This window comes from Novipirellula artificiosorum, from assembly GCF_007860135.1.
GTDB lineage: Bacteria > Planctomycetota > Planctomycetia > Pirellulales > Pirellulaceae > Novipirellula_A > Novipirellula_A artificiosorum.
Genome location: NZ_SJPV01000002.1, coordinates 854,946 through 880,826, shown reverse-complemented (window position 1 = coordinate 880,826; position 25,881 = coordinate 854,946). Strand labels below are relative to the sequence as shown.

At 56.1% G+C, this 25,881-nt stretch carries 23 protein-coding genes; 8 read left to right on the top strand and 15 right to left on the bottom strand.

What is annotated here, in order from left to right; translation table 11 throughout:
* Positions 1-254: 254 nt before the first annotated feature.
* From Poly41_RS09045 to Poly41_RS09030, 4 genes are all read right to left on the bottom strand, one after another.
* Positions 255-1,370, bottom strand: coding sequence for a TlpA family protein disulfide reductase (locus Poly41_RS09045; RefSeq protein WP_146525563.1), 1,116 nt, complete (start codon positions 1,368-1,370; stop codon positions 255-257).
* A 139-nt stretch (positions 1,371-1,509) separates the two neighbouring features.
* Complete coding sequence (locus tag Poly41_RS09040) at positions 1,510-2,340, bottom strand: formylmethanofuran dehydrogenase subunit C (RefSeq protein ID WP_197231171.1); 831 nt, start codon at positions 2,338-2,340, stop codon at positions 1,510-1,512.
* Positions 2,337-3,263 (bottom strand): formylmethanofuran--tetrahydromethanopterin N-formyltransferase, encoded by a 927-nt coding sequence (fhcD, locus tag Poly41_RS09035; RefSeq protein WP_146525561.1) that lies wholly within the window; start codon positions 3,261-3,263, stop codon positions 2,337-2,339. The genes Poly41_RS09040 and fhcD overlap by 4 nt, the downstream gene beginning before the upstream one ends.
* Positions 3,260-4,915: a formylmethanofuran dehydrogenase subunit A gene (locus Poly41_RS09030; RefSeq protein ID WP_146525560.1), complete on the bottom strand. Its 1,656-nt coding sequence runs from the start codon at positions 4,913-4,915 to the stop codon at positions 3,260-3,262. Before Poly41_RS09030 ends, fhcD begins: the two co-directional genes overlap by 4 nt.
* A gap of 156 nt (positions 4,916-5,071) precedes the next feature.
* Between Poly41_RS09030 and panB the strand changes: the two genes are divergently transcribed.
* Genes panB through Poly41_RS09015 form a run of 3 tightly spaced genes read left to right on the top strand, consistent with a single transcriptional unit; the run spans position 5,072 to position 7,218 of the window.
* Positions 5,072-5,878 (top strand): 3-methyl-2-oxobutanoate hydroxymethyltransferase, encoded by an 807-nt coding sequence (gene panB / locus Poly41_RS09025; RefSeq protein WP_197231170.1) that lies wholly within the window; start codon positions 5,072-5,074, stop codon positions 5,876-5,878.
* A complete protein-coding gene (gene pgl, locus Poly41_RS09020) occupies positions 5,868-6,581 on the top strand; it encodes a 6-phosphogluconolactonase (protein ID WP_231615525.1) in 714 nt (237 codons plus the stop codon). Before panB ends, pgl begins: the two co-directional genes overlap by 11 nt.
* Positions 6,574-7,218 (top strand): RNA polymerase sigma factor, encoded by a 645-nt coding sequence (locus Poly41_RS09015; protein ID WP_146525559.1) that lies wholly within the window; start codon positions 6,574-6,576, stop codon positions 7,216-7,218. The genes pgl and Poly41_RS09015 overlap by 8 nt, the downstream gene beginning before the upstream one ends.
* Before the next feature lie 243 nt (positions 7,219-7,461).
* On the opposite strand, the gene Poly41_RS09010 is transcribed toward Poly41_RS09015, so the two are convergent.
* A complete protein-coding gene (locus tag Poly41_RS09010) occupies positions 7,462-10,632 on the bottom strand; it encodes a hypothetical protein (protein WP_231615524.1) in 3,171 nt (1,056 codons plus the stop codon).
* Between the two features lie 152 nt (positions 10,633-10,784).
* On the bottom strand, positions 10,785-11,819 hold the full coding sequence (locus tag Poly41_RS09005; RefSeq protein ID WP_146525557.1) for a hypothetical protein: 1,035 nt from the start codon (positions 11,817-11,819) through the stop codon (positions 10,785-10,787).
* Between the two features lie 275 nt (positions 11,820-12,094).
* Between Poly41_RS09005 and Poly41_RS09000 the strand changes: the two genes are divergently transcribed.
* A complete protein-coding gene (locus tag Poly41_RS09000; protein WP_146525556.1) occupies positions 12,095-13,276 on the top strand; it encodes a PAS domain-containing hybrid sensor histidine kinase/response regulator in 1,182 nt (393 codons plus the stop codon).
* Here the strand turns inward: Poly41_RS09000 and Poly41_RS08995 are convergent.
* From Poly41_RS08995 to glgP, 3 genes are all read right to left on the bottom strand, one after another.
* Positions 13,235-13,852 carry a response regulator transcription factor gene (locus tag Poly41_RS08995; protein ID WP_197231169.1) on the bottom strand — a complete coding sequence of 206 codons (618 nt, stop codon included), beginning with the start codon at positions 13,850-13,852 and terminating at the stop codon, positions 13,235-13,237. The genes Poly41_RS09000 and Poly41_RS08995 overlap by 42 nt on opposite strands.
* A gap of 417 nt (positions 13,853-14,269) precedes the next feature.
* On the bottom strand, positions 14,270-14,527 hold the full coding sequence (locus Poly41_RS08990) for a YecH family metal-binding protein (RefSeq protein ID WP_146525554.1): 258 nt from the start codon (positions 14,525-14,527) through the stop codon (positions 14,270-14,272).
* Positions 14,528-14,584: 57 nt separating this feature from the next.
* Positions 14,585-16,795, bottom strand: coding sequence for an alpha-glucan family phosphorylase (glgP, locus tag Poly41_RS08985; protein WP_146525553.1), 2,211 nt, complete (start codon positions 16,793-16,795; stop codon positions 14,585-14,587).
* A 238-nt stretch (positions 16,796-17,033) separates the two neighbouring features.
* On the opposite strand from glgP, the gene Poly41_RS08980 reads away from it, so the two are divergent.
* Positions 17,034-18,113 (top strand): acyl-CoA dehydrogenase family protein, encoded by a 1,080-nt coding sequence (locus Poly41_RS08980; protein WP_146525552.1) that lies wholly within the window; start codon positions 17,034-17,036, stop codon positions 18,111-18,113.
* Here the strand turns inward: Poly41_RS08980 and argF are convergent.
* The 3 genes from argF to argB all read right to left on the bottom strand — a co-directional run bounded on the left by argF (position 18,110) and on the right by argB (position 21,214).
* The gene (gene argF / locus Poly41_RS08975; RefSeq protein WP_146525551.1) at positions 18,110-19,045 is read right to left on the bottom strand and encodes an ornithine carbamoyltransferase; all 936 of its coding nucleotides are present in this window, start codon (positions 19,043-19,045) and stop codon (positions 18,110-18,112) included. The two genes, Poly41_RS08980 and argF, sit on opposite strands and share 4 nt — an antisense overlap.
* 27 nt (positions 19,046-19,072) lie before the next feature.
* Positions 19,073-20,281 (bottom strand): aminotransferase class III-fold pyridoxal phosphate-dependent enzyme, encoded by a 1,209-nt coding sequence (locus Poly41_RS08970; protein ID WP_146525550.1) that lies wholly within the window; start codon positions 20,279-20,281, stop codon positions 19,073-19,075.
* 69 nt (positions 20,282-20,350) lie between these two features.
* Positions 20,351-21,214, bottom strand: a complete 864-nt coding sequence (gene argB / locus Poly41_RS08965) for an acetylglutamate kinase (protein WP_146525549.1) — start codon at positions 21,212-21,214, stop codon at positions 20,351-20,353.
* 186 nt (positions 21,215-21,400) lie between these two features.
* Between argB and proC the strand changes: the two genes are divergently transcribed.
* Positions 21,401-22,204 carry a pyrroline-5-carboxylate reductase gene (gene proC, locus Poly41_RS08960; RefSeq protein ID WP_146525805.1) on the top strand — a complete coding sequence of 268 codons (804 nt, stop codon included), beginning with the start codon at positions 21,401-21,403 and terminating at the stop codon, positions 22,202-22,204.
* Positions 22,205-22,241: 37 nt separating this feature from the next.
* The gene (locus Poly41_RS08955; protein WP_146525548.1) at positions 22,242-22,487 is read left to right on the top strand and encodes a hypothetical protein; all 246 of its coding nucleotides are present in this window, start codon (positions 22,242-22,244) and stop codon (positions 22,485-22,487) included.
* A 91-nt stretch (positions 22,488-22,578) separates the two neighbouring features.
* On the opposite strand, the gene Poly41_RS08950 is transcribed toward Poly41_RS08955, so the two are convergent.
* On the bottom strand, positions 22,579-22,827 hold the full coding sequence (locus tag Poly41_RS08950) for a Trm112 family protein (protein WP_146525547.1): 249 nt from the start codon (positions 22,825-22,827) through the stop codon (positions 22,579-22,581).
* A 144-nt stretch (positions 22,828-22,971) separates the two neighbouring features.
* Between Poly41_RS08950 and Poly41_RS08945 the strand changes: the two genes are divergently transcribed.
* On the top strand, positions 22,972-23,796 hold the full coding sequence (locus tag Poly41_RS08945; protein ID WP_146525546.1) for a hypothetical protein: 825 nt from the start codon (positions 22,972-22,974) through the stop codon (positions 23,794-23,796).
* A gap of 87 nt (positions 23,797-23,883) precedes the next feature.
* On the opposite strand, the gene Poly41_RS08940 is transcribed toward Poly41_RS08945, so the two are convergent.
* Both Poly41_RS08940 and eda read right to left on the bottom strand, forming a co-directional pair.
* On the bottom strand, positions 23,884-24,987 hold the full coding sequence (locus Poly41_RS08940) for a sugar kinase (RefSeq protein WP_146525545.1): 1,104 nt from the start codon (positions 24,985-24,987) through the stop codon (positions 23,884-23,886).
* A gap of 183 nt (positions 24,988-25,170) precedes the next feature.
* On the bottom strand, positions 25,171-25,779 hold the full coding sequence (eda, locus tag Poly41_RS08935; protein ID WP_146525544.1) for a bifunctional 4-hydroxy-2-oxoglutarate aldolase/2-dehydro-3-deoxy-phosphogluconate aldolase: 609 nt from the start codon (positions 25,777-25,779) through the stop codon (positions 25,171-25,173).
* Positions 25,780-25,881 lie beyond the last annotated feature (102 nt).

Below are 25,881 nucleotides of genomic sequence, written 5' to 3'. Positions count from 1 at the left end.
TGCAGACCATGCCGTTCAGCGTCATTCAGCCAAAGGGCATTGGTATGGAGACAAGTCACGCTCGTGAACTCTGGCTCCCCGCTCGCTCGCGGGGCGAGGGGTTGGAGTTCAGGCTTTAGCCGCACGAGCGCAAGCCGCAGTCGCCTGAAGGCTGAACTCCAGCGCACACCCCCTCATCCCCAGCCCTTCTCCCCCCCGAAAAATCGGGGGAGAAGGGAGCAAGAATCTCGGGTGAATGGGTCAACTCGCAATGACTACTTGGCTTCTTTTTCGCTTTGCAGCTCATCCAAGTACAGTTGCATGCGTTTCTTTTGACGCTCTTCGCTTACCTCGACCGCTTTCGTTTGGAACTCAATCGCTTGGTCCAACTTTTTGTCGATCTGAGCCAACTGTGCCAAGATGTTGTAGAGCAGGGGCTGGGTCTCTGCGTCGGCTTTCTCGACCGTGGGCGCAAGCGCCGCAACCGCCTCGCCTACCAACGGGCCTGCTTTGCCGCCTTGTTGAACCACACCGATCAACGAATACGCAAACTGACCAAGCTGCATCGGATCACCTTGCATGTTGCCGATCTGTTCGCGGTAATAGGCGATGACGTCATCGCCAACCTTACCGGACGACAACAGCAAGCTGTAGCGAAAATCCTTCAAGTTCGCTTTCAACGCTTCGCTGTCGGTATTGGCCATTTCGGTTTCGATCAACTTGATTGCCTCGTCAAATTTTCCGGACCCCGCCAACATCGAGATCTCTTGTAACGTCTCTTCCAAGCGATGCTCGGCCTCGTATTGGGCTTTGAATGCATCTCGATCCCACGTTCCTTTGACGACCGCTTCGAGAGGTTCTTCCAAATCCATCGGGTGACCAATCCATTCAATCTGTCCCGTCTTCCCAACGACGAAGGAGGTGGGAATGCCGTTCTGGTTGGCCGCTTCCATGTAGTCGGTATGGGACGAACGATCTGGGTCGGTGGTCAGCGAATACGCAGACGTAATCTCATCGAATGTCTTTTCCAAATCAGGATTTTCACCCTTCAAGAACTCTTTGATTTCCTCAGGATCCTCGTCCGAAATGCTGACGATTTGGACCTTTTCGCCACGATATTGGTTTTGAAGCTCCGCCAAGTGTGGCATGCTCATCACACAGGGACCGCACCAGGTGGCCCAAAACTCGACCACGTAGACCTTATCTTTTTCGAATGCCGTCACCGGTTTGAAGAAACCCTTTCCATCTTGCAGCCAGTGCTCGACTTTCAGCTCAGGAGCCTTCGAACCAACCCCCAACTTCGCCTCCGCAGAGGCGGGACCCATCGACAGAATGGCGACCAAGGACGTGGCCGTGATGAGAAAAAGCGAACGAAAAAACAATGGTTTCATGTTAAAGTCTGTGTTTTCAAGTAGCAAAGAACCGCACTGGTCGTACGTCGCCGTGCAGAATGGTGAAAGGGTAATGGCAAACCACTCCAATGACAAGGAAATGACCATGACCCTGTGATTCCCGCCGTGATTTCGGCATTCAGTCGTTGGCTTGCTGCGAACGATCGATGGGCACGATCAGCTCACCTTGGCCGCCGACCGAAAAATCACCGCGAACCGACTGAAAACCATCCACCGCAATTCGCCTCAGCAACTCACGCGTCCTCGTGCAAGCCACAAACCCTTCGCTCGGCCCATGTCCCCCCCCGGGATGGAGTCTCCGCTGTTGATACAGTAGCGAAAAGAAAGCCGACTCGTACTCGATTGCAGCACTAAAACGCTGCTTCTCTACCGTTGGTAGGACCGGCACGATCAGCGTGCCACGCCGCATCGCGTAACCAAGCTGCCCCCCTACCTGTCCACCGACGACGATGGTGCCAGCAACAAGGTGTGCACCGAGAAAATCACCCGCGGAACCTTCGATCACGATCTCGCCTCGCCGCATCCTGCGACCAGCGTGATGACCGACCGACCCGCCCACCACCAATCGGCCCCCCGACATCCCGCTTCGATCTGCCCCGAGTGGAGCGGCCAAATAATCACCAGCAGATCCTGAAATCCAGACATCTCCGGCGCAAAATCGCGATCCGGCATAGTCACCCACGTTTCCGTCGACGAAGAAGGTCCCTCGGGAATGCTCGGACGCGATGCCACGAAAGCTTCGGAGGTCACCGAACATCCGCAATGTCTCATGATGGGATGTTTTGGAAACTTTGAAGAGCTCACCAACCGGGTAGGTTCCATCCGCCGCCGACAACGGCAGCTTGTTCACTTGATGAATGCTCATGTTCGCAAACGAACTCAAGCGAATCGGGCTGGCATCGACAAAGGAATGGATGTCGCATCGCAGCTCTAAGGTCCATCCGCTCACCGCACCACCTCCGCCAAATGGAAATGATGGCGGCCGAGTTTCCCACCGTAATTTCCGGCGGTCACCCGCAGCAAACATCCCCTGGTTTTCGCCTCACATGCCGCCAAGATCCCTGCTCGCATCGCCGCCGCGATATCGGCCTCGGTCAAACCATCGATCACAATTTCCATCCCAACGGACTCGTTTTCTCGCAGCATGGATTCCCGATTCATGGCACGCAAACTCGGACAAAACCGATGGTTCGTTGACGCGAATAACGCCGGGTACTTTGATCCCACCTTGGACCCGCTGCGAGTGATGCCTCCCGGGAATGGAGTGATCATCCCCGGGATCGGTCGCATCGCATCAACCGCCGCTCGGCTAGCGAGCGTGGCCGCCTCGAGCGAATCGGCGAACAGAATCAGGTTACCGCCACCGATCCCATCCACGCGTGCGACGTCATGGTCGCAAACAAACTCCCCATCCATCACGGGAATTCGCCAGAAGCGACGCCCATCGATCTGCTTACTGATTTGATGGCCGTCCCCAAAATATCGTAGTGCCTTGCCAATCGGAATTCGCTTGTCCGACTTCGGATCGGTTTCTGCGATTCCGGCATAAAGAGCCGTTGTCGGACAGGTCAAGACGCATTGTCCCGCGCGCCGAACGAGCTGCTTTTCCATTTCCTTCGACGAAACAGCGAACGCCAAAATCGAAACTCCCTCACGGCCATCCGGGGTTTGATCGGCCGCAAGCGTTTGTTCGACCGCGATCTCGATGCCACAAGCGATCACGCTCGTCCCAAAACCAGTCATTTCGTTGGCTGCAGCGTCGATCCATTGACGATCCGCCGCAGTCAGGATCATCCGAGTCGCCTTCATGTCAAACGCCTCGGCAAACGTCGCGTCAATTTCAACGCCGTTGATCTGAAGCGGCTCGGTCATGCCGATCCTCCCCGACGAGTCTGGCATTTGCGAGCAGTGGAACCGAGCGTCGCTTCGAGTTCATCATCGCTGATCGCCAATCGATGCAGCGAAAAAGTCCCGTTTTTCGCATAACGCTTCGCCAACATCCCAATCGAATCACGATCAAATTCAACGTCAGCGGTGTAGGTGAATGAAGGTGGCAAGTGGGACGAATCGCCACCGACGCCACGAACCAACTGGCCTCGCTTCAGCACCGCAGCCGGTTCGGCAAACATTTTCTCGATGTTCGAGTGGTTCTTGTAAATGACGACATCGGCATTCGCGCCCTCGGATAAGCGGCCAACATCGCGCAGCCCCAGAATCTTCGCTGGAGCCGAACGAGTCATTGTGGCAATCTCTTTCATCGTGTACTCACGGCTGATCCCCCCGAGCTGGCTCGCTGCAGCAGCCTCGGGATCGATTTCGGCAAGCGCCGTCTCGCGAAAGGCGCGGTCTGACAATAACCGAATCAAATGGGGATAGGTCGTGAAGGGACCGCCATTGGGATGGTCCGTCGTCAAGAAAACTCGCGACGGATCTTCAATCATTAAGAACAACTCCAATCCGATGGCCCACTGCAAACTGTGGACAAATTGTCGGCGCCGATACCGAAAGGGCACCACACCGCAGCCCGCTTCGCATTCCACATCCACCAATGCGGATTTGCGAGGCTTGGCGAAACGCGTGTTGTCGAACTGGTGCATCGAGTCCGCGCTGATCGTGACGGTTTGCCCGAACATGACTTGCCCGACATCGACCGTGACCTGGGGATGCGACCGCAGCAGCTCCGCAAGCTCGGCAGCCGCCGAGGACATCTTGTACGGACCCTCGCTGCCGTAGCAGTGGAATTGGACATGCGTTAAATGAATGGGTAGCCCGTCTGCGGCCTCAATCGTTTTTCGTGTCGAAGCGATATTACCGGGAACCCCCAAATTGCTGCAGTGTACATGCAGCGGGTGGACCAATCCAATCTCGCGAACCGCACGGCACAGCCGCCGGATGATGGTTGCAGGTGTAACCCCATAATTCGGGTGGGGCGTGTCCACGTCAAAGGACCGCTGATTGAACTTGAACGCATTGATGCCACCCGGATTGACCACTTTCACAGCGATGCACTGCGTTGCTTGGACCATCCAAGCCACGTAATCGTTGATCAGCGCTTGCGGCGCCTTTTCGGCCAGCAACTGCAGCAACAAATCGTCGTTACCAAGCAGGCAATAGCCTCCCGTATCGATCCCCGGAATGTCGGCCATTTCGGCATGGGCCGCTCGCGCATTGCAGGGGATGACAGCCGGTTCAAAACAAGTCGTGTAGCCCATGTCGAGGTAGCGCTGACCCACGACGCCCGCGGCGGGAAGGAAACGATTTTCCGATTCACGGTTGCCGCCGAAGGGGGCCGAGAGTTGGTCTTGGAGCAGCAATCGGGCGAGCGTCAGCTTTCCCCCACCGATGTGCGTGTGCAGATCGATTCCGCCCGCCATCACCAAGCAATCGGATGCATCGATCGTTCGATCCGCCAACGACGATGGGTCCTCGGCAACCATGACGCCGTCCCGAATCCATAAATCTTGGATCGAATCGACCGACGACGCGGGGTCGATCAAATGGCCACCAGTGATTCGGGTTAGCATCGATCCCTTCGCAACGGAGAGCCGGAGGCCGGAGACGTCGATTTCAATTCATCCTACCCACAAAAAGGGACAGCACTAGGATTCTCAAAACCAGATTGTACCGTTAGCTTGAACCATTGTGAGACCCCACTAACGCTGACCCCCCGCATTGATTTCATGTCGAACCCCGTACCACGAGTGACTACGAGAAGTCTGCAGCGAATGCGAGATGATGGAAAAAGCATCTCGATGCTGACCGCCTACGACTTTCCAACCGCTGCGATTCTGGACGAAGCCGGTATCGATCTTTTGTTGGTCGGCGACTCTTTGGCCATGGTCGTGCAAGGCCATGAAACGACTTTGCCCGTCACGATGGACCAAATGATCTATCATGCGGAAATGGTCGGTCGAGCAGCCAAGCGGGCCATGGTCGTCGTCGACTTACCTTTCCCCGAAGGCCAATTGGGAATCCGCCGCAGTGTGATGTGTGGCGCTCGGGTGCTAAAGGAAACTCAATGCCACGCCGTGAAGCTTGAAGGAGGCGCCGAACAAGCGGATCGCATCGAAGCAATGGTCACGGCCGGAATCCCCGTGATGGCACATGTCGGGCTAAGACCACAAAATGTCCATGTCGAAGGGGGATACCGCGTCAAACGCGATCGGAAGACCTTGGTCGCCGATGCGGTCGCCGCCGAACGGGCCGGAGCCTTCGCGGTGCTGGTCGAGTGCGTTTCGGTGGAAGTCGGGCAAGCGATCACCGATGCGGTCAAACTGCCGACCATCGGAATCGGCGCCGGGAACTCGACGACGGGGCAGGTTTTGGTTACCAACGACTTGCTCGGATTGACGCGTGGCTATTCACCGAAGTTTGTTCGCCAAATGGCGGATGTCTCGTCCATTATCCACGACACTGCGGTACAATATCGCCAAGCGATTGCGGACAAGACCTTCCCTGGTGAAAAGGAGTCCTTTGATGTCCGATGAAACCATTCAACCGTATCGTTCGCTAGCCGAACTTCATCAAGCTGCCGCCGATGCGTTTTGCGAGTGCGCCGAACAAAGCCTTGCGTCACGAGGTGTTTTTCGAGTTGCATTGTCGGGCGGATCCACGCCAAAGCGACTCTATGAAATGCTCGCCGAGCGATCGCTGAATTGGGAACGCATTCATTGGTTTTTGGGAGACGAACGGAACGTGCCGCTTGATTCGTTGGATAGCAATTATCGAATGATCTGCGAGACGCTTCTCGAGCCGGCTCGGGCACCCGACGAGAACATTCATCCAGTCTTTGTCGATCTGCAAAATCCGGCTGCCGCCGCCGAAACGTATGAGAAGACGCTTCGCACACACTTTCCCGATCAGACGATGCCAGCTTGGGACTTGGTGCTGTTGGGCATGGGCGACGATTCGCACACCGCCTCGCTGTTTCCCGGAACCGCGGCCCTTGACGAAACCGAACGCTGGTTCGTCGCAAATTGGGTCGAAAAACTCGCCTGCTTCCGTTACACGCTAACCGCCCCGGCCATCAATTCGGCCAAAGAACGATGGTTCCTTGTTGCCGGAAAAAACAAAAAGCAAGCGATTGCAAGCGTCTTGAGGGGCGAGCGGTCACCTTCGCACCACCCGTCGCAAATGATCGAGACGACCCGAATGTTCGTAACCGAGGATGCATGGACATCCAATGAGTGATTCCCACGAAGCGGACGCCCAATTGGTGGATCGAATTCGTAGCGGAGACGACGATGCGTGGCGTTCGTTGATCGACCGATACGAAGGTCGATTGTTGGCGTTTACCAACAGCCGGATCCGCGATCGAGCGGCAAGCGAGGACATTGTCCAAGATGCATTCGTTGGCTTTTTGATCAGTTTGCCGAATTACGATGGCTCGAAACGACTGGAAAGCTACCTGTTTTCGATCTGTGCCTACAAATTGACCGACCATCTCCGCCGTGAAGGCCGCCGCCCGACGCTTCAAATGCACTCGCGACGAAGCAGCCATCCGGGCGAGCAGAGTTTCGTGGGTGGCGACCGCATGGCCAGTTCAATTGCACGAAGTGTGGAACGCAAGCAGCTCGAGCACGATGCAATCCGAGATGCCATCACCGAACAGATTCAACGTTGGAAAGAAACCGACAGTTGGAGCAAACTGCGAGCAATCGAGTTGCTTTACGTCGTCGGCATGAGCAACAAGCTGGTGGCCGAAAAAACCGGGTTGAGTGAACAACAAGTCGCCAACTACAAAAGCGATTTTCAAATTCGGTTGCGTGCGATCATCGGTCGAATGAACCTCGACCAAGCGGTCTTCCCCGAACTGGCCGACTCGTAGGCTCACCAACGCTCTTCACTCGCCAGTATTCCCCCTCTCGCCGTTTTCCGAGTGAAATCGTTCTTGCCACCGCAGTCTAGAACCTCACTGCATTGAAATCCGCACGGGTGGACCGTCAGCATGAAATTTTAGGGTAGTGGATTTCGCCAGAAATCCGTAACTCAAATTTTCTTAGGGACTTCTGGCGAAGTCCACTACGTGCCAACTCGCAGTATTAACCTTGACGGTCCACTCGCTTCTCGATCATGACGATTCGGCTTGCTCCGCATTCAACGGAGCGGCATCTTCAGCGGGCATTGCATCTTCAGCGGGCATTGCATCTTCAGCGGGCTCCTCCAGCGGGACGGGCGGATTGGCCCTCAGCGTTTCGTTAGGATTGATGGGTGAGGCGAGCAGGTAGCCAGCCCAGAACAGCGGCTCATCGCCCGTCAAGCTCTCGCGTTTTTGGTCACCGCTAAGCAACAGCGGTTCCGCCGCTGGCTCCAAATCGCTACGACGGAGTACCATTTTCGCCCGATTCCATGCGGAGGCCATCCCAGAAAAAGGCAGTTCCTGGGTGAACTCACGAAGCGCGATCGCCGTCGATTCGCCGCCCACCGCCCAACGGCTCAGCAGAATGTCGCGCACACCCGCGGTTTGCAACGAACAAAGCGTAAGGAAGAGCTCCCGTCCATCACCAAGTTTCGCAGCTTCAGCTTGAGATCGAAAACCCGGCAATGCGACCGCAGTCGGGACGGTCGAGGGGAACCGCATCCATCCACCGAGCGTCGCAGCGACCGAGGGATCGTAGGGCAACAACGACAGGGCCAGCGGTTTCGTCAGATCCATCACGGCAGGCGATGCGACAATCAAGTTGCCAACGGTTACCCCCATCACCATCGACGGTGCGGCGGCGGCGGACGGTAAACGGATCGAGCCCTCGGACGCATCTACAATCGATTGAGCGATTGAATCGTTGATCTCCGTTTCCCGTGGCGCAAAAAACCGACTTGCGAACAAACCGATGTTTTGATTCTCCGAGGGTTTTGACGTGGGACGGATTGCCAACCCAGGCGTTGCAGCATAACGAACGGTCACGCGGTCACCCAGCAGCGACGATGCCTCACCCTCGATCGGCAACAACTCAAACGGCAAATACCAAAGCGGTCCATCGGGGACGACAATCAAGTGATCGAATCGTTCGTCCGTCAACAACGCCGGGTCCGGGAACAATTGTTGGGCCAGCTTGGCTGCCTCCGCTTTCCATTGCGAATCCTCCTGCAACCTCGAACCGCGAGACCTGCCGACACCGATGGCTCGCAGCACGGTTGCGATCGAGGCAGGCATTCGGGCAGCGACATTCGACGTCCATGTTTCGGTTTGCCCGCCGACGGTAAAGGTCGTCTGGATCTGATTGTTGGAGACAAGGAATGTCACCATCGCAGTCCGCGCCGGCAAATCTCCGACCGGCGAGGATTCATCCAAACGCGGTGGTACCAAACGTGGAATCGACAAACGGCTCAACGCGATATAGCTGGCCAATGATTCTTGCTGTAAACCGGCGACCGACAATGATCCGGCGTCCACGTTGCCACCGGCTGGAATCCGGGCCGCCAAAACCTGTTGGCGAAGTCTGGCGATCGGAGCGAAGGCGTTGTCCCGAAATTGACGGACCGCATCTTTCAGAAACTCGTCCTCCGTTCGGACCAATGCCCGAATGTCGGCGATCCGACCATTGATCGGTAGCGAACCGGCGAATCGCCCCGCCAACACATCGTCGATACGTGCCAGCACCTTTGCACCATCCGTCGTGGTTGTCGCCATCGCCAATCGGGCGTTGCGAGCCGCCGACCGATCAATCATCAAGAAGGCTAACGCATCGACCGGGTCTCTTCGCCATCGTGCCATCGACGGGTCGCCGCTATATTGCTGCAACAGATCATCACTCGTGGCGTCGCCAATCCGCGTGCCAACCGCTTGGCTGATCAAGTTCACCTGGTAAACACTCGGCATCGAAACCATAAGTTGGTTGCCGATTTTGTTACCAAACGCAAAGGTTCGCATTTGGTCGAACGATTGATCCACGGCGGTGGTTTGTCCAAAACCGAATGCATCGCCTCGAGCGGCCGCCAACCGTGCTGCGACGTAACTTCCGTAAGCTCGCAGTCGCGGCTGCAACACATCGCGGCGATCCGCTAACGTTTTGGCGTGTCCGATCAGCAAGGTCGCGGAATCCAGGTCGCCAGCGGTCACTGCGGCATCGGCTGCGGCGACAAAACCGTGCAATGCCGCAAGCCGCGACCTGCGCACCAGTGCACTCGCCACTCGCTCGGCCAGCATTCGCACCGCTGCCGCTTCGCTCGGATTCGCAACCCCCGCAGCCAACTGCAATGCTTCACCAATCCATTCGGGTTGTTCCAGCGCTGCAGCCGCGTGGACACACGCCAACGAGGCGGCCAAGGATCCTGCGGCGTTCTCTGACTCTGCTAGCGCCGACGCTTGCACCAGTAACGAAATGGCCGACAAAGGGTGAACGCCACCCCCATACGTCGTCGACCTCAAAGCCTCCTGAAGCGCTCGCTTGTCGTCGAAGGTCGCAAAACGAGCGGAAGCCAACGTGCAGTCCATGATTGCCTGACCCACCGGCTGGCGAATCCCACCGAGATTGACCGTGTCCGCTGCCTCAGCTGCCAACGGATCCTGCGAAGAGAGCGGGCCCATCAGGATCCGTTTGCGATAGGATGCAATTGCCATCCCTCGCATGATCTCAACCACATCCATCGAACGAATGTTCAATTCCTCGATCACGCCACCTTGCCGCAGCGATTGCTCGGTGAGTTGCTGGCCCGAAGCCATTTGAATTTTGTCGGAAACGGGGATTCGCTTGATCGCGGCTGCTTCGGGCCACAGCCATTGAGGTGGCGACGTGCGAACTCCCTGGCGAACCGTCGATTCCCAATCCACACGTTTCAGCCAGCCGCGATGCCTGATCGCAAGCTGCATTGCCAGATCAGTATATTCACGACAGCGAGGGATGTTGCCGAGTTGCCAGTAACACTCTCCGAGCATGGCATAGACGGGAATGGCGTCGATCCAGTGACCATTAATATCCACGCGAGTCTGATTGAGCGCCGCCTCAAATCCTTTCGCCGCGTCTTCCAAATCGCCCGAACGGTAGATATCGAGCGCGTAGATGTAGGCCTGCGAAGGATACTGCCGGACCGGTTCAACACCACCAAGCGTGCCGAAGCTGCCAAAACCACTTTGCGCAGAGAGGGGCGGCAGCGTGGCCAACCTTCCGCCCAACAACAGGGTCACCAGCACAACGAGTCGGAAAACCGCAGGATGAAGGCTGAGCAGAGAAGCAAGACATTCGACGTTACGAAACACCAAGTTTCGCAGCGTTCTTCCGAAAAGGGGATTCAGGTCGACCAAGGGAGGCTGCCCATCGTACGATTGCCACAGAGTACACCGCCCGTAACACTCAGGCAGGTGAGTTTTCCTCTATCGTAGGATCCGGACCGACGGGCGTCGAATTTTTTCCGCGACACGAAGGCGAATATGCCAGTTTTGCCGTATGTGAGGGCCTAACGCATCCCCAACACGCCGTTGTAGAGGCTGCGTTTGGACACTCGCGGAACTGCAATCGGCGCGGGGTTGATATCGAACGGAATCAAGGCGGCATGATTGACGGCAATTCCTGTTTTGCCTGGCACCTGACGGGCAACTCGCGGATTGAACGCACGGTATTTTTCCACGGTTTGACGGATTTCCGGAGTGTATTCGAAGCGGCGATCGGGCAATTCGCGACCGAGCGTTTCAAAACTGCCCACGGTGACGAGCGACCGGGTCCGGTCGTGGTACTGGTACGCTTCTACACCATCCGCCCGAAGTTTCTTGACCATTTTGTCCGCGTCTGCGGCATAGCGATCCATCCGCTTCATGCTTGGCACGAAGTCCTTTTCCTTCTTGCCATCGACGATCGTTCCCAGCCCGGCGAAGGTGGCAACCACAACGGTGTATTTTCCCTTGCAGGACAACAAGCTGTACTCCTTGTCCTCGTTCAACTGGCTGACAAACGAATCGACCGTCGGAGCATCAAAATACTCCGCTGGCAACAGCGGGTTGCGTGTGACAAACGCGCCCGCCATCGCTCCGAGGGTTTTGTCTTTTCGAAATGCCAACAGCTTTTGGCTCATCGCCTGCACCGCAGTCACGGGGTTCGTACCGCTGGTCTCTTTCTCCACTTCCTCTTTATCCTCAAAAACCGGCAAACGAGCCGTTTTCAAGGTATGCAAATCACGTTCAATGTTCTCGTTCTCGACCCGATCGTATTCTCCCACCAATACCGCATAGGCTTCATATTGGTAAGAATTCGCGTGTCGAAGATATCGTTCTGTTAGGTTGGGCTTGTTGACTCGCCCCGTAAAATCAAATCGTTCGCGATAAATGTAGGCCGGCAATCCGAGTTCCCGGCGAATTTCCAACGCCAATCGCTCGGCCCTTGCTTTCGATCCTTCGCCCACGCAGGTGGACGCCAAAATCATCCATGGTCCGTCCTCTTCGGATAGCCCATAATCGGCCGATGCGTCCGCCTCGACATCTGACGAGGAACGGAACATGCGGAGAAAACTCGGTGGCCCAGCCTGAATCGTTGCGAAAGGAGCGGCACACAAACTGACGCAGAGCACAAATGAAAAACGCGAAAGAGAAAGCATTTTGCCTTTTTCCCGTCGAGGAACAAACTGAGATCCGAAACCGTGGGATCGCTCGTATCGCGAAAAAGATGACTTCCTCACGATCGGTGCGATCCCGATAACCCACTCCTAGCACAAACACAGCTTGAGACGAAATAGAAAAAAAATGGCAATGGCCCTTTGACCCTCGTTGGGATGCTATGAACGAAACCGACAAGCAAACACCGTTCTATTCGATGCTGCACTCGAACGCATCGCGACTTCAGCACCTGGCCGATTCGATGCCACAAGTCGTGTGGATCGCGGACCACGCGGGCGTCATTCGCTATCGCAACAAGAACGGTGCGGAGCTGTTTGGCGAATCGACAATCGGCGCCCCCGAGAATCTGATCCACCCCGATGACCTCAGGTCGAGCGAACGGCTGTGGGACGAGTGCGTAGTCAGCGGCGAAGTGTTCGAGCGTGAGCATCGCATACGAACCGTTTCGGGCGACTACCGATGGTTCTTGACGCGAAGTGTACCGGTACGCGGCGCCAACGGCGAAATCGAGTGCTGGTACGGAACAACGACCGACATCCAGCATTTAAAAGACGCCGAAAACGAATTCATCGAGCAGCGTGAACGGATCTGGCAGTCGCAGAAAATGGAGGCGATCGGGCGTTTGGCAGGCGGGGTCGCACACGATTTCAATAATCTGCTGATGATCATTCTCGGCGAATGTGGTGAATTGGTCTCGCGGTCCGATCTCGACGAACCCACTCAGGCGTCGATTCACGCGATCCAGGATGCGGGACAGCGTGCATCGGCACTGACCAAGCAATTGCTGGCATTCAGTCGTCGTGAAAGCTCGTTGCCCGTGACGATTGATCTCAATCAAAGCATTCGCGATGCTCGCAATCTGCTCAAACGAATGGTAGGCGATCAAACGAAATTAGAAGTCCAGCTACACCCGGCTGCCATCTTGGTGCGAATCGACCCGACTCAGTTCGAACAGATTCTCTTTAACCTGGTCGCAAATGCAAACGATGCAATGCCCTCTGGCGGGACGATTTGCATTCGTACGGAAACGGTGCTCGCGGAACCAACACCTGGCCTGCAACTCGAACCTCAATGCTTGGGGTACGCGTGTGTGTCCATCCGCGATCATGGCTGCGGGTTTCCGCAAGAGTTCGCTGAGAAAATGTTTGAACCCTTCTACACGACCAAGCAAGTCGGCCAGGGGATCGGGTTGGGGTTGGCCGTCGTGCATGGCATCGTCGAACAACACGGCGGGCGGGCGCACGCAACCGCCTGCGAGGACGGGGCCATCATGCAAGTTTATCTGCCGTTGGCGAGCCCCTCATTGATCGAGCAAGTCGTGCCGGGCAATAACCGTTGCTAACTCCGCGACCGAATCCGTTTGCATCGTTTGCAAGATATGATGACGGCGTCGATCGAGCGTTCGCGAGCTCACTTGCAACTTCGCGACGATCTCTTTGTTGGGAACCCCGGCGATCATTTCACGCAGCACTTCACGCTCATCGTCACTCAAGGATTCCAGCCTGATCCTTGCATCGTTCGCTTGCTTCCGGCGCGACTGCAAATCGATGCTACCGTGGATCGCTTGGTCCACAGCTGCCAGCATTTGCTGTGCGTCAAACGGTTTTTCAACAAGCGACACCGCGCCTTGCTGCATCAAACGTACCGCAGTCGAAACATCGGCATGCCCCGTCAACACAATGACGGGCAACAACCGATCGAGCTCTCGCAGTTTCTCGAGCAGCTCGGCACCATCCATCTCAGGCATCTTTAAATCGGTCACAACACAATCGATGCTCGGATCTAACACCGCAATCAAATCGAGGGCCGATGCAAAACAGCGACATCGATACCCACCCGATTCAATCATGCGTTTCACGATATCGAGAACCGCAGGCTCGTCATCGACAATACAAACAACCCGTTGTTCATCCATCATGATTTCACCATTTTTTGCGAGTCTGACCTGCCATTGTAGGCGATCCAAGCCACGCAGTGTTAAAACCATCACCCTAAGATGGCGATAACGCAAAAAACCGACCCACGATCAAGTTTGAGCGTGGATCGGCTTTCGAAGGTACAGCCACTGATCGTGAATCGAGCCTGCCCAAACGAGCAGCCACACAGGGGTTGTTCCCAATGGCACCCGACTCGTTAAAGCATTTGCCCCAAATGCTTTTTACAACCGCGTCCCACCGTTAATATCGGACGCCAAACGTCCATTGACGCGGCGCAAACGCGTCAAAACACGATGATTTCAACATCCCAACTGGGTCTATTCCGCCATAAGCGATCAGGACAAGGACACATGTCCAGTTGTTTTCGAACGGTCTCAAAAGCAAGACGGGATGATGCGCTAGTGGTCACAGATACTCGATGGTGACGTGGTGAAGCCATCTTCTTGGGAGTCAAATTTACCTTTGCCTTCCAAGAATAGGATCAGCTCATCAGCCGTCATGTTGCTCGCGGAACAGGTATAGAAACGCGTTTGTTCGCCAAATCGCTCGAGAATCTCACCACGGAGCATTTCCTTCGTATAGGTTTTGCCCGACGCGACCATCATGTGCATCACATCATGACCGTGGACCTGGTTTTCTTGGCGATCGTTGCTCATCGAGTGACTTTGATTTTGAAGAGAGAAGAGAACCGGAGAAGAAAAAGTGACGTTGCACTAACGATAACGCATCTCACACGTGACGCCACCCGCAGCATACAAGTAGCCTCGTTCGGTGTAATCCGCAACCATGCGGTGACTGCTGAATCGCCACGCCAAGGTGCTGATGCTATGCATCATTCGCTGAATCCACTGTTTCGGTAACCCGTCGGCATCCCGGTTGTAGTAGATCGGGAGCACATGGTTTTCGATCGTATCGTAAAGGGCCTTGGCATCGCGGGCGTCCGTAATTTGGTCGTTGACATGATGATGACCTTGTCCAATCGCAAACCCGTTGACCCCGTTATAGGCTTCGGCCCACCATCCATCGAGGATGCTACAGTTTAACCCACCATTGAGCACGACTTTCTGTCCGCTCGTGCCGCTCGCTTCGAGTGGCCGACGTGGATTATTGAGCCAAACATCGACCCCTTGAATCAGGTGCCGACAAACGTTGATGTCATAATCTTCGACGAATGCAACGCGACCTTTAAAACGCGGATCATGCCGCAGGTTTGCAATTTCCTGGATAAACCGCTTGCCGGGCTCGTCTTTCGGATGTGCCTTGCCCGCGTAAATCAGCTGAATCGGTCGTTCGGGATCACTCATCAACGCCGCAATCCGGTCGATCTGGCTGAACAACAAGTTGGCTCGCTTGTACGTCGCGAAGCGTCGTCCAAACCCGATCGTCAACGTCTGTGGGTCGAGCACGCGGCGAGCTTCCTCAACCGACTCGTCCGATTCGCCGCGGCGTCGACATTGCCGACTGACTCGGCGACGGACGAACGTCAATAAGTTATTCTTCAGCGCATTGTGCGTCTCCCAAAGCTCACCAGGATCGACCTGGTGAATCGATTGCCAAACACTTGGTTCTTGAATGCGTTGCTTCCAATCGGCGGGAAAATGCTTGTCGTACAACTGGGCCATTTGCCCCGCCAACCATGACGGAACATGAACACCGTTGGTGATATGCCCGATGGGCACCTCTTCCTCATTCCGTTGCGGCCACATGTGTGCCCACATCCGCCTGGACACGACGCCATGCAGGTTGCTGACGGCGTTGCAATAGCGGCTCATCTTGAAACCGATCACGGTCATGCAGAACGTTTCTTCCGCGTTGCCCGGATCGACACGACCGAGGGCCAACAATTCGCGTTCACTGATACCGAGCGAGTCGCGGAGCGGGCCAAGGTGCTCTTCGACCAATTCCGACGGGAAACGATCGTGTCCGGCTGGCACGGGCGTATGGGTTGTGAAACAGGTCATTCGCGAAGTCTGTCGAACGGCGTCGGAAAAGGACATGCCGTCATCTTGCATCAAACGGTTGACCACTTCCAGCGCACCAAAGGCCGAATGGCCTTCGTTGAGATGGTAGACGCCGGGATCGATGCCAAGCGCGTGCAGCGCCTTGACCCCGCCCACCCCAAGCACCAATTCCTGACGGATTCGCGTGCGTTGATCGCCACCGTACAGACGGCTGGTCAATTCACGGTCCTCGGGTTTGTTGCCTTCGACATTGCAATCGAGCAAGTACAACCGGACGCGGCCGACGTGCATGAGCCAAACCTTTGCCAGCAGTTGGCCTTTTCGCGTTTCAATGGCCACCGTTATCGGTTTGCCCGCGGCCGTCAGCGCGGGCTGCATGGGGAGATTCTCAATCTTTGTGTCGAGGTAATCCTCGCCCTGGTAGCCTTCGTCGTTGAGATATTGGCGAAAGTAGCCTTGCGCGTAAAACAACCCAATCGCGACCAAGGGAACGCCCAATCCTGATGCACTCTTGATGTGGTCTCCCGCTAAAACGCCAAGCCCACCGCTGTAAATCGGCACCGATTCGTGAATCCCAAACTCCGCCGAGAAGTATGCCACCGGTTTCGCACCGAGTACGCCCGCATGGGTCGATGCCCATGTCTGCGAATCATGCAGGTATTCCTGCAAACGGCGGTACGCATAGTTGATACGGCTATGCAGCACCAACTCCGTTGCTCGAGCCGCCAAATGCTCGGGAGTCATTTCGCGTAGCAGTGCGATGGGGTTGTGGTCGACTTGCCGCCACCGAATGGGGTCCATATCGCGAAAAAGCTGATCACACTCGGGATGCCAACTCCACCATAAGTTGTTTGCAAGCTCCCAGAGTTTCCGATAGGTTTCGCGACCTTGTTGGTCCAACTGGTCACGAGTCAGCAGGGGGGTGGCGCTATTCGTCGTCGCTGGAGATTGGATTTGGCTCATGTCGCAAGGGTCGGTTATCGTGAGTCGGTGACGAAAACGAAACGAAAGATAATAACAGCACGTCGCAATTCGCGTGTCCAAATCGAACCCGGGTTTGCGAATCGAGCGAGGTTTCGCGATAGTAGAGGACGGTCGGTCGCATCGCCGGATCGCTCCGCCTTCAAGATAACGCATCTTGTGAGTTTCGTGAGCACTGCTGCACAACGAAATCCAACCCCGCAAAGCACCCAGAACCCCCATGTCCACAATCCCTCAGGTAACCTCGCCAACAAGCCGTTCGATGGACCAACTGTGCGAGCAGCTTTGGGCATCCGCCAGCCGCTGGAAAAGGGTGAGCGATTGGCCCTCCGAATCACTTGCCTGCTGTGCAAAGGCGGGCGTCTATCGCTGGTTCCTCCCTCCGCAATCGGGCGGGTTTGGCTGGACCGAGCGAGAGCAAACGATCGGCTACCTCCGTTTGGCTCAGGCGGATTTGACGACCACCTTCATCTTGACTCAGTTGATGGGAGCGGTTCGTCGCATCGCTGGCAGTGCGAACCCAGCTCCTGCATCGCGATGGCTTGAGAAACTGGTTTCTGGCGTCGCGTTCGGGACGGTGGGAATTAGCCATTTGACAACCAGCCGACGGCATTTAGCTTGCCCCGCTTTGCTGGCCAAAGAAAGCGGCTCGGGGTTCGTGCTTCGCGGCATGTCGCCTTGGGTGACCGGCGTGCCCCATGCCGACGTCTACGTCATCGGTGCGGCCATGGAAGACGGCCGCGAAATTTTGGCAGCGGTCCCTCGATCGCTCGATGGCATCACTCCGTTTCCAGGAACCGAATTGATGGCGTTGTCGGCCAGTTGCACCGATCGGCTCGAGTTCAATGATGTGCAAATCGACTCATCCATGCTGCTCGCCGGGCCCATCGAAAACGTGATGAAAACCGGTTCAGGGGGCAGCACCGGCGGTCTTCAGACATCAACGCTGGCAATTGGCTTGTCGCATGCGGCCATTCAATACCTACTCGATGAATCGGAGAAGCGTCCCGATTTGAAACCAGCCGCTGAAGAACTCCATGCCTCGGTTCTAAAATTGCAAGACGATCTTTTTTCCGCGGTCGATGGTGACGCAAACTGTGATTTGGCTGACATCCGTGGCCGGGCAAATCGATTGGTGCTGGGGTCCACCCAAGCGGCTCTGACCGCCGCCAAAGGCGCCGGGTACATCGCAGGCCATCATGTTGGGCGCTGGTGCCGAGAAGCCATGTTCTTCTTGGTCTGGAGCTGCCCACAACCGGTCGCCCAAGCACACCTGTGTGAATTGGCGGGAATCGGCTAACCGACGTTCAAATCAATCCATTCACGGTTCAATAGCCACACCAACAGCCCCTTCTGGGCATGCATTCGATTGCCTGCCTGCATGATGATGTCACTTTGGTCACTATCGATCACCTCGTTGGTAATCTCTTCGCCACGAACAGCTGGCAAACAGTGCAGCACTCGAGTATGTGCCGGTGCCTTCGCCATCAAGGCTTGGTTCACCTGGTAGGGAGCAAACACTTCGCGGCGCATCGCCATTTCGGCTTCTTGCCCCATGCTCGTCCAAACGTCCGTGTAGATCGCATCAGCGCTAGATACCGCCTTGTCCGGATCGGACACTTGCTCAATCTTGGCTTGCGGGTACTTTTTTGCGACTCGATCGAGCCAATCGGCATCCATCTCAAAACCTGCTGGTGATGCCAACGTGAACCGCATATCCAACATGGCCGCGATTAACGCTAATGACTGGGCCACATTGTTTCCATCACCGACAAACACCAAATGCTTGCCTCGATAGTCGCCCAGTGACTCGCGGAGGGTCAACACATCCGCCATCGCCTGACAAGGATGACACAAATCGGTCAACCCATTGATCACGGGCATCGCGTTGTACGTTGCCAACGACTCAACATGTTCATGCTTCTTCGCCCGACAAACGACGGCATCGACGAATTGACCGAGCACTTGAGTAAAATCGGATGCCGATTCACGCTTTCCCCAACCCACCTCCTCACCAAGAAACAGACTCGATCCCCCAAGCTGCGCCATCCCCGTTTCGAAGCTGACACGAGTCCGCAAACTTGGTTTCTGAAACAGAAGCGCAAGCACTTGGCGTTGCAAGATTGGCGGGCGATCTCCAACGGCAAGCCGGTTCTTTAGCGAAAGCGAGGTGTCAAGGATCCGCTCAAGCTGATCCGGCTGGATATCAAAAAGGGTCAGTAGGTGTTGCATGGCAACGGCCTCATTGGTCGCGTCTAACTAGTTTTCAGTAATCAATTCCATTGCACTCATGGTCCGTGTCAGTCGCGCTAGCAACTCCTCACGGTCGTCTGCATCCATCCCTAACGGCAATTGCATTTTGATGGATGTCTCTCCAGCCGCTTCGATTCGCAAGCCGACTGATGCAGCAGCTTGCACCAAATCGATCGCCGCCAAGTCGGTTTCGATCCCGACCGTCGTTCCCGTCGCATGCAGGTCACGAATGAATTCGAATCCAGCAATCGTCTCGGCAACAGCAACCGGAAACGCGGATGTGTCTTCGCCCGAGGCTTCTAACCACCCCAGTTCGGCGACACGCTCGAGCGTTGCGGTCGCAACCGCTGTTTGAAGCGGATAGAGCCGCGTGTTGGCAACGGGGCTGTCCGTCCATCGCGGTCCCGCAAGCAGCAATCCGCCAGGCAACCCGCCGAACAAGCCGCCGGAAACCACAACGGCATCGGCGACAATGTCGCTGATCGAGGTGTACGTCAACAATCGGCCGGAGGATCCGATGCAAAGTCTTGATTCGTCGATCAACAACAGCAGATCGTGTTCGTCACACAGTTGGCGGACCGCCGCTAAATAGTCGTGATCTCGAGGCCGAGCAGCATCACACAGGTCAAGCGGCGACAGCAAGACAGCCGCCGTCGATTCATCCACCGCTGATCGTAGCGACGCGATGTCGTTGGCTGCAACATGGTCAAAACCCGCCAACATCGGTCCAAAATCGGCGTGCAACTCCGGCCGCCCGCTGGCGGATCGGCACATCGCGGTGCGACCGTGATCACTGCCAACCAGCGAGAGCGTTCGATACCTTGCACCGCCGCCACGTGCCCGAGAACCGCCGATCATCGCTTCCATCGCATCCTCTGCGGAGGGATAGATCCAGACCGACTCGGCCATCGCAGAGACACCCTCGGTTTCGCTGGAAAGCATGCTGCGAATCTTCTCGGCCAGGGGGGCGAGATCATGGCCGTCGCAATCTAACGCCGACGCATCGCCGAGATAGCCGTTCGCAACCTGACGAATCGCCTCGGCAACATAGGGGTCTGCGAAGCCCAACACACTCGCGCGGCCTGCCAGCGCATCGATGATCTCTCGCCCATCGACATCCTCGCGACGGATCGCACTGTGGCGCACCGCACTGCGACCCGAGGGCTCGATCAGGACGTCAGTCAGTGGAATCTCGGAATCGTCCATATTTGCCATGGTGATTGGTTTTCGGGACAAAGCCCCGATGAGTTAGGCGACGCGACTTATGACGACCCATGGATCTCACTACAGGTGAATCTCGGTACCGACACCGCTCGTCGTGTAGATCTCTAAAAGCAACGAATGACGCAATCGGCCGTCGATGATGTGGACCTTCTTGACACCGCGGCCAAGGGTTTCCAAACAGGCTTCGACTTTCGGGATCATCCCCGATTCAATCACACCGGACCGAATCAGCTCTCTTGCTTCGTCAGACGAAAGGGAGTGAATGATCGTGTCGGGATCGTCTTTGTCGCGGCGAACGCCGTTCACGTCGGATAAAAACACCAACTTTTCAGCCCCCAATGCCTGTGCGACCGCCATGGCCGCCGTATCCGCGTTGACATTGTAATGTTGCCCATCCGGACCTTCGCACATCGACGGCATCACAGGGACTTGATCCGTGTACGTCAACCCTTCGATCACATTCCGATCGACTCGTGTGACCTCACCAACAAACCCCAAATCCTCGTCCTCGGGCGACTCCAATTTCTGGCCAAACAGAACATTGGTGGTGAGGAACGACAAGTTCATCGCTCGACCACCGAACCGCTCGATTTCTTGAGTTAAATGAACGTTCAAGTCACCGGCTAAGACCTTCTCAACCACCTTCAGCGTCGCATCATCCGTGACACGACGGCCACGTTTGAAGTTCGGCTCGATTCCCGATTCCGCCAAGGCGCGGTTGATCGCCTTTCCGCCACCATGGACCAAAACGGGACGCATTCCGACCGATTCCATAAAGATCACATCTAACAAAATGTGCATCAGTGCTAACTCATCCTCCAGCACGCTGCCGCCCAGTTTGATCACCGTGGTGGTCCCGCGAAATTGGCGGATCCATCCCATCGCTTCGATGAGTGTATTCGCTTTGGCAATCGCTTCTTCCACGCTTCGGTCTCCAAAAAACTTTGCCCGCTTCTCGAGGCAACAAGGGCTGGGGGGGCCGTTGGGCAGGAAAAAAACGAGTGGTCTTTCCAGCAACGGAAAAACCGATCAATTTAAGGGTGGCTCCCCAGGGGGTCAATTGAGATGATGACAAGATCGTGTGAAACCAAGCATCTTTCAGGAAATCGAATGGAATACCAGCGTCTAGTAGTCGTCGGCGGCGGACAAATGGGGCGTGCACTGCTGTGCGGCATGCTGGACAACGGTGTGATCCCCGAATCAGCAGCCCAAGTCGTCGAACCGAGCAAGACCAGCCGAAATTGGTGGCAGGAGAATCGACCTAAAGTCCATGTCACAGAGGACTTAAAGACAGCCATCCCATCGGCTGACCTCGTTTTATTGGCTGTCAAACCGGCCATGATTAGCAAAGTAGCCAAACAAAGCCCGAACGCCTGGGACGGGAAATTGGTCATTTCCATCGCGGCTGGAATCCGAATGAACACCCTATGTGACCTGATTTGCCACAACCGCATCATCCGAGTGATGCCAAACACCCCCTGTCTGGTTGGCGAGGGCGCGTCCGCGTATTGTTGCGGACAAAGCGTCACCAGCGAGGATAGAAGTTGGATCGATTCGGCACTCGGCAGTGTCGGAATGGCGGTCGAGGTCGATGAAGGCCAAATGGATGCGGTGACCGGGTTAAGCGGTTCAGGGCCAGCCTACGTCTGCTTGATGATCGAAGGCTTGGCCGATGGAGGCGTTTTTGCTGGCTTGCCCCGGGATTTGGCAACAAAACTCGCAACGCAAACGGTTTTGGGGACTGCCAAGATGATCGCCGAAACGGGCCGGCATCCCGCCGAATTAAAAGACGCCGTGGCCAGTCCGGGGGGGACGACCATTGCTGGTTTGCGAAGCCTGGAACAGAATAGGCTGCGCGCCGGTCTGATGGATGCAGTCATTGCCTCTGCCGAGCGCAGCCGCGAGCTTGGTTGATCGTTCGCCCCTTTCACTCCCCCCACGAAACAAGCCGATGGATTCACCGATTGTCAAAATCGACGACAAATATGTGCCGCTGTACCGAATTGTTTGGATCAGTGACGTGCCCCATTTTTGCGGCGAACCCGATTGCATGCATGAAGGTGACTACGAAGTCCGGTTGGACGTCGATGACTCATTGTGGACCAATGCGACCGAACGTGATGCTTGCGTCGAATCGCTATCGCGCTGGTGCAGTGATCCACGTGGCGAAGAGCGTGGTGAGGATAGCGATTGGTAGTGACTGGCAATGGATGCAGGAAAGGACGCGTTCGTCATGCCTCAACCGTCGCTGGCACCACGAATCGCCTCCTGGCGTCCACGGTGCGACCTCACTCCAACACGATCGCTTCGTCAGCGACCATGCAGACGATGCCAGCTCGGATCGGATAGACGGTTTTGCCGCCGTCGATCCGCAACCCTGAATCGATAGGGACGGTGATTCGCTGGTCCAATGCATCCCGAATTTCTCCCTTCCCGATTTCCTCATTGATGCGGTTAATGAGGGAATTCTCCGCCTCATGGAGCGGTTGCCCAGTGAGTGGACACCGCAAGATCGCGAGTAAAGTTGGGTCAATCATTAATTGAGCTCATAGTCGCGCGGTCAAATTTCCGAAAACAGATCATAGTGTTCGGTTGATCGAGTCATCGCATTAACGACCACTTGATCTGGGTCAAAAGACTACCATTCTTTTCGCGTTTCTGCTCATCGGCGAGGGGTTGCTATGGATACTCGAGTTCGCTCGTGGTACGCAAAACCAAGGTTCCACTATTTTGCCAAACTTGCCACTTGCGCCACGATTTCCACGATCGCGTATTCTGGCACCACCGCGTTGGCGCAGACGCCAAGCGGCTACGTAACCGATCCCGAAACGGGAATCGTATACGAACAACGCACCAAAACGATTGACCGACCCATTGTGGAAACGAAAGTCGAGAAACAGGAACAAACGATCCTGCGGCCGCAAACGGTGACCGAGACACGACCTGAATCGCGAACCATTCTAAGGCCTGTCGTCGAATACAATTGGGAACCGCGCATGGAAGGCCGCTGGAATCCCTTCAAACCACCCGCGGTGGCGTACCATCACGTTCCACGGACTCGCTGGGAAAGCTGCAACGAGGTGATCCAGCGAACCAACAGCCGCACCGAGTGGGTTGCGGAAAAGCGAACGATCGAAATCCCGCGGAAAATGGTACGATGGCAACGAGAACAAAAGACCGAACTGGTCGCAGTCGGCCGAGTGGCATCGCCTGCGGACGATGCACAATCGATGATCGCATCGCGGCTGCGCCCTCTCGATCCGAATACCCCAATCGCACCTTTGGCAACCTCGGTTGCCCAAACCCCACCGACCTTTGCACCGCCGCGCATCGCAGCGTCGACGGTCGGTCAAATCGCTAGCGATCCTCCCCGCCGGTCCCCTAGCCAATCGGGGCTTCCCGCCAGCGAATTGTCCCCAACCTCGGGTGGGTACAACCAGCCGTTAACACCGGCAAGCAGCGGAGCCGGAATCGCAACGCTTCCTTCGCTGCCCCTTTGGCGCTAGCCCGGATGATTCGTTGGAGTGGTAGGCTTTAGCCGATTGCGTGCTGGATCCTTGCCGAATCGGCTAAAGCCTACGACTCCAACGTGGCTAGCGGACCACTCTCGCTCCACCGCCCGCAATGATTTTTTCGACTTCTTCAACGGTGACCATGGTCGTGTCACCAGGCGTGGTCATTGCCAGCGCACCGTGGGCGGCACCGTAGTTGACGGCCTTTGCTGGATCGCCCGTGTTCAGAAATCCGTAGATCAATCCGCTCGCGAAACTGTCGCCACCGCCGACCCGGTCCATGATTTCCAGTTTTGGATAATCGTTCGACTCATAGAACTTGCCGTCGTACCACACGATTGCACTCCAATCGTTGACCGTCGCCGTGTGGACTTCTCGTAGCGTCGTTCCGGTTGCCAAGAAATTGGGAAACTCGGCAACCGCCTTTTCAATCATCCGCTTGAACGACCCCACATCAATTCCGCGAATGTTCTCGTCGACTCCTTCGACGTCCAAACCCAAGCAGGCAGTGAAATCCTCTTCATTGCCGATCATCACATCGACGCACTTCGCAATTTCGCGGTTCACTTGCTGAGCTTTCGCATGGCCGCCAATCCCCTTCCACAGCGAGGGCCGATAATTCAAGTCGTAGCTGACGACTGTGCCATGCTTCTTTGCACACTGGACCGCTTCAATCACGACTTCAGGAGTTGAATCGCTCAATGCGGCGTAGATCCCGCCGGTGTGAAACCAGCGAACCCCCAATTCCCCGAACAGAAGTTCCCAGTCGACATCGCCCGCCTTCAATTGGCTGGCGGCGGTCAAACCGCGATCCGAGCACCCCACGGCGCCACGAATCCCAAAGCCTCGTTCGGTAAAGTTCAGTCCATTGCGAATGGTGCGTCCCAAGCCATCGTAAGGCATCCATTTGACGAAACTCATGTCGACTCCGCCCTGCAAGATTAGATCTTCGGCAAGGCGACCAATTTCATTGTCTGCGAAAGCACTGACCAATCCCGTTCGCAGTCCAAAGCAGCGACGCAATCCACGGGCCACGTTGTACTCGCCGCCACCTTCCCAAACATGGAATTGCCGGGCCGTGCGGATACGTGTTTCGCCGGGATCGAGCCGGATCATCACCTCACCGAGCGACACCAGATCGAACTGGCAACGATCCGCAGCTTTTATCGAAAGCGGTTGACTCATTTCAAGCACCTCGTTCCTAGTGGACCGTCATCATTAAATTTTAGGGTAGTGGATTTCGCCAGAAATCCGTAACTCAAATGTCCTGAGGGACTTCTGGCGAAGCCCACTACGTCCCAAATCGCAGTTTTAACCTTGACGGTCCACTCGTTCTCTTTTTCTGCTTCAAGCATGTCCATCAAGCGACTACAGCGCGACGGCTTCGGCGGTCATTCGCTTGATTTCTTCAAAACGACCTTCCGTTAGCCAATTGGACTTCACCATCCAACTGCCACCACAAGCAATCACCGAGGGCAGGTTGAGGTAGTCGCTTAAGTTTCCAGCGTGAATCCCGCCGGTTGGGATAAAACGAAGATCGCCGTAGGGACTCGCCAAGGCCTTGACCATCTTGACGCCGCCGATTTGTTCGGCAGGGAAAAACTTGACGACCGACAGCCCGAACTCCAAGGCCATCTCCAAATCGGTTGGACTCGACGTGCCTGGGAAGATTGGCATCTGATGATCCAAACACCACTGGACGGTCTTGGGGTTGAAGCCAGGTGAAACGATAAACTTCGCCCCCGCATCCGCAACCCGTTTGGCTTGCTCCACACTGTGAACGGTTCCCGCTCCGACCAGAAAATCCTGGCGTCTCGAAAGCGCTGCGATGGCGCCGATTCCTGCATCGGTACGCAGCGTGATCTCAGCAACCGGCAACCCACCTTCGCAGAGCGCGTCGGCGAGCGGCTCTGCATCGAGTGAGGATTCGATTGCGACAACGGGAATGATACGAAGTTTCGTAAGTTGATCGATCATGGTGGTTACTTTGGGCTACCGGAAAGGAACATCAATGGTCGCGGCAAGGGAGGGGGATCAGGAACAGTTCCTGGGACCCACGGTAGCAGACGAACGTGATCC

Excerpts from the sequence above, each read along its gene's own strand:
- Poly41_RS09045 (WP_146525563.1), bottom strand. The coding sequence starts at position 1,370 with ATGAAACCATTGTTTTTTCGTTCGCTTTTTCTCATCACGGCCACGTCC.
- fhcD (WP_146525561.1), bottom strand. The coding sequence starts at position 3,263 with ATGACCGAGCCGCTTCAGATCAACGGCGTTGAAATTGACGCGACGTTT.
- Poly41_RS09030 (WP_146525560.1), bottom strand. The coding sequence starts at position 4,915 with ATGCTAACCCGAATCACTGGTGGCCATTTGATCGACCCCGCGTCGTCG.
- panB (WP_197231170.1), top strand. The coding sequence starts at position 5,072 with ATGTCGAACCCCGTACCACGAGTGACTACGAGAAGTCTGCAGCGAATG.
- pgl (WP_231615525.1), top strand. The coding sequence starts at position 5,868 with ATGTCCGATGAAACCATTCAACCGTATCGTTCGCTAGCCGAACTTCAT.
- Poly41_RS09015 (WP_146525559.1), top strand. The coding sequence starts at position 6,574 with ATGAGTGATTCCCACGAAGCGGACGCCCAATTGGTGGATCGAATTCGT.
- Poly41_RS09005 (WP_146525557.1), bottom strand. The coding sequence starts at position 11,819 with ATGTTCCGTTCCTCGTCAGATGTCGAGGCGGACGCATCGGCCGATTAT.
- Poly41_RS09000 (WP_146525556.1), top strand. The coding sequence starts at position 12,095 with ATGAACGAAACCGACAAGCAAACACCGTTCTATTCGATGCTGCACTCG.
- Poly41_RS08995 (WP_197231169.1), bottom strand. The coding sequence starts at position 13,852 with ATGATGGATGAACAACGGGTTGTTTGTATTGTCGATGACGAGCCTGCG.
- Poly41_RS08990 (WP_146525554.1), bottom strand. The coding sequence starts at position 14,527 with ATGAGCAACGATCGCCAAGAAAACCAGGTCCACGGTCATGATGTGATG.
- glgP (WP_146525553.1), bottom strand. The coding sequence starts at position 16,795 with ATGAGCCAAATCCAATCTCCAGCGACGACGAATAGCGCCACCCCCCTG.
- Poly41_RS08980 (WP_146525552.1), top strand. The coding sequence starts at position 17,034 with ATGTCCACAATCCCTCAGGTAACCTCGCCAACAAGCCGTTCGATGGAC.
- argF (WP_146525551.1), bottom strand. The coding sequence starts at position 19,045 with ATGCAACACCTACTGACCCTTTTTGATATCCAGCCGGATCAGCTTGAG.
- Poly41_RS08970 (WP_146525550.1), bottom strand. The coding sequence starts at position 20,281 with ATGGCAAATATGGACGATTCCGAGATTCCACTGACTGACGTCCTGATC.
- proC (WP_146525805.1), top strand. The coding sequence starts at position 21,401 with ATGGAATACCAGCGTCTAGTAGTCGTCGGCGGCGGACAAATGGGGCGT.
- Poly41_RS08955 (WP_146525548.1), top strand. The coding sequence starts at position 22,242 with ATGGATTCACCGATTGTCAAAATCGACGACAAATATGTGCCGCTGTAC.
- Poly41_RS08950 (WP_146525547.1), bottom strand. The coding sequence starts at position 22,827 with ATGATTGACCCAACTTTACTCGCGATCTTGCGGTGTCCACTCACTGGG.
- Poly41_RS08945 (WP_146525546.1), top strand. The coding sequence starts at position 22,972 with ATGGATACTCGAGTTCGCTCGTGGTACGCAAAACCAAGGTTCCACTAT.
- Poly41_RS08940 (WP_146525545.1), bottom strand. The coding sequence starts at position 24,987 with ATGAGTCAACCGCTTTCGATAAAAGCTGCGGATCGTTGCCAGTTCGAT.
- eda (WP_146525544.1), bottom strand. The coding sequence starts at position 25,779 with ATGATCGATCAACTTACGAAACTTCGTATCATTCCCGTTGTCGCAATC.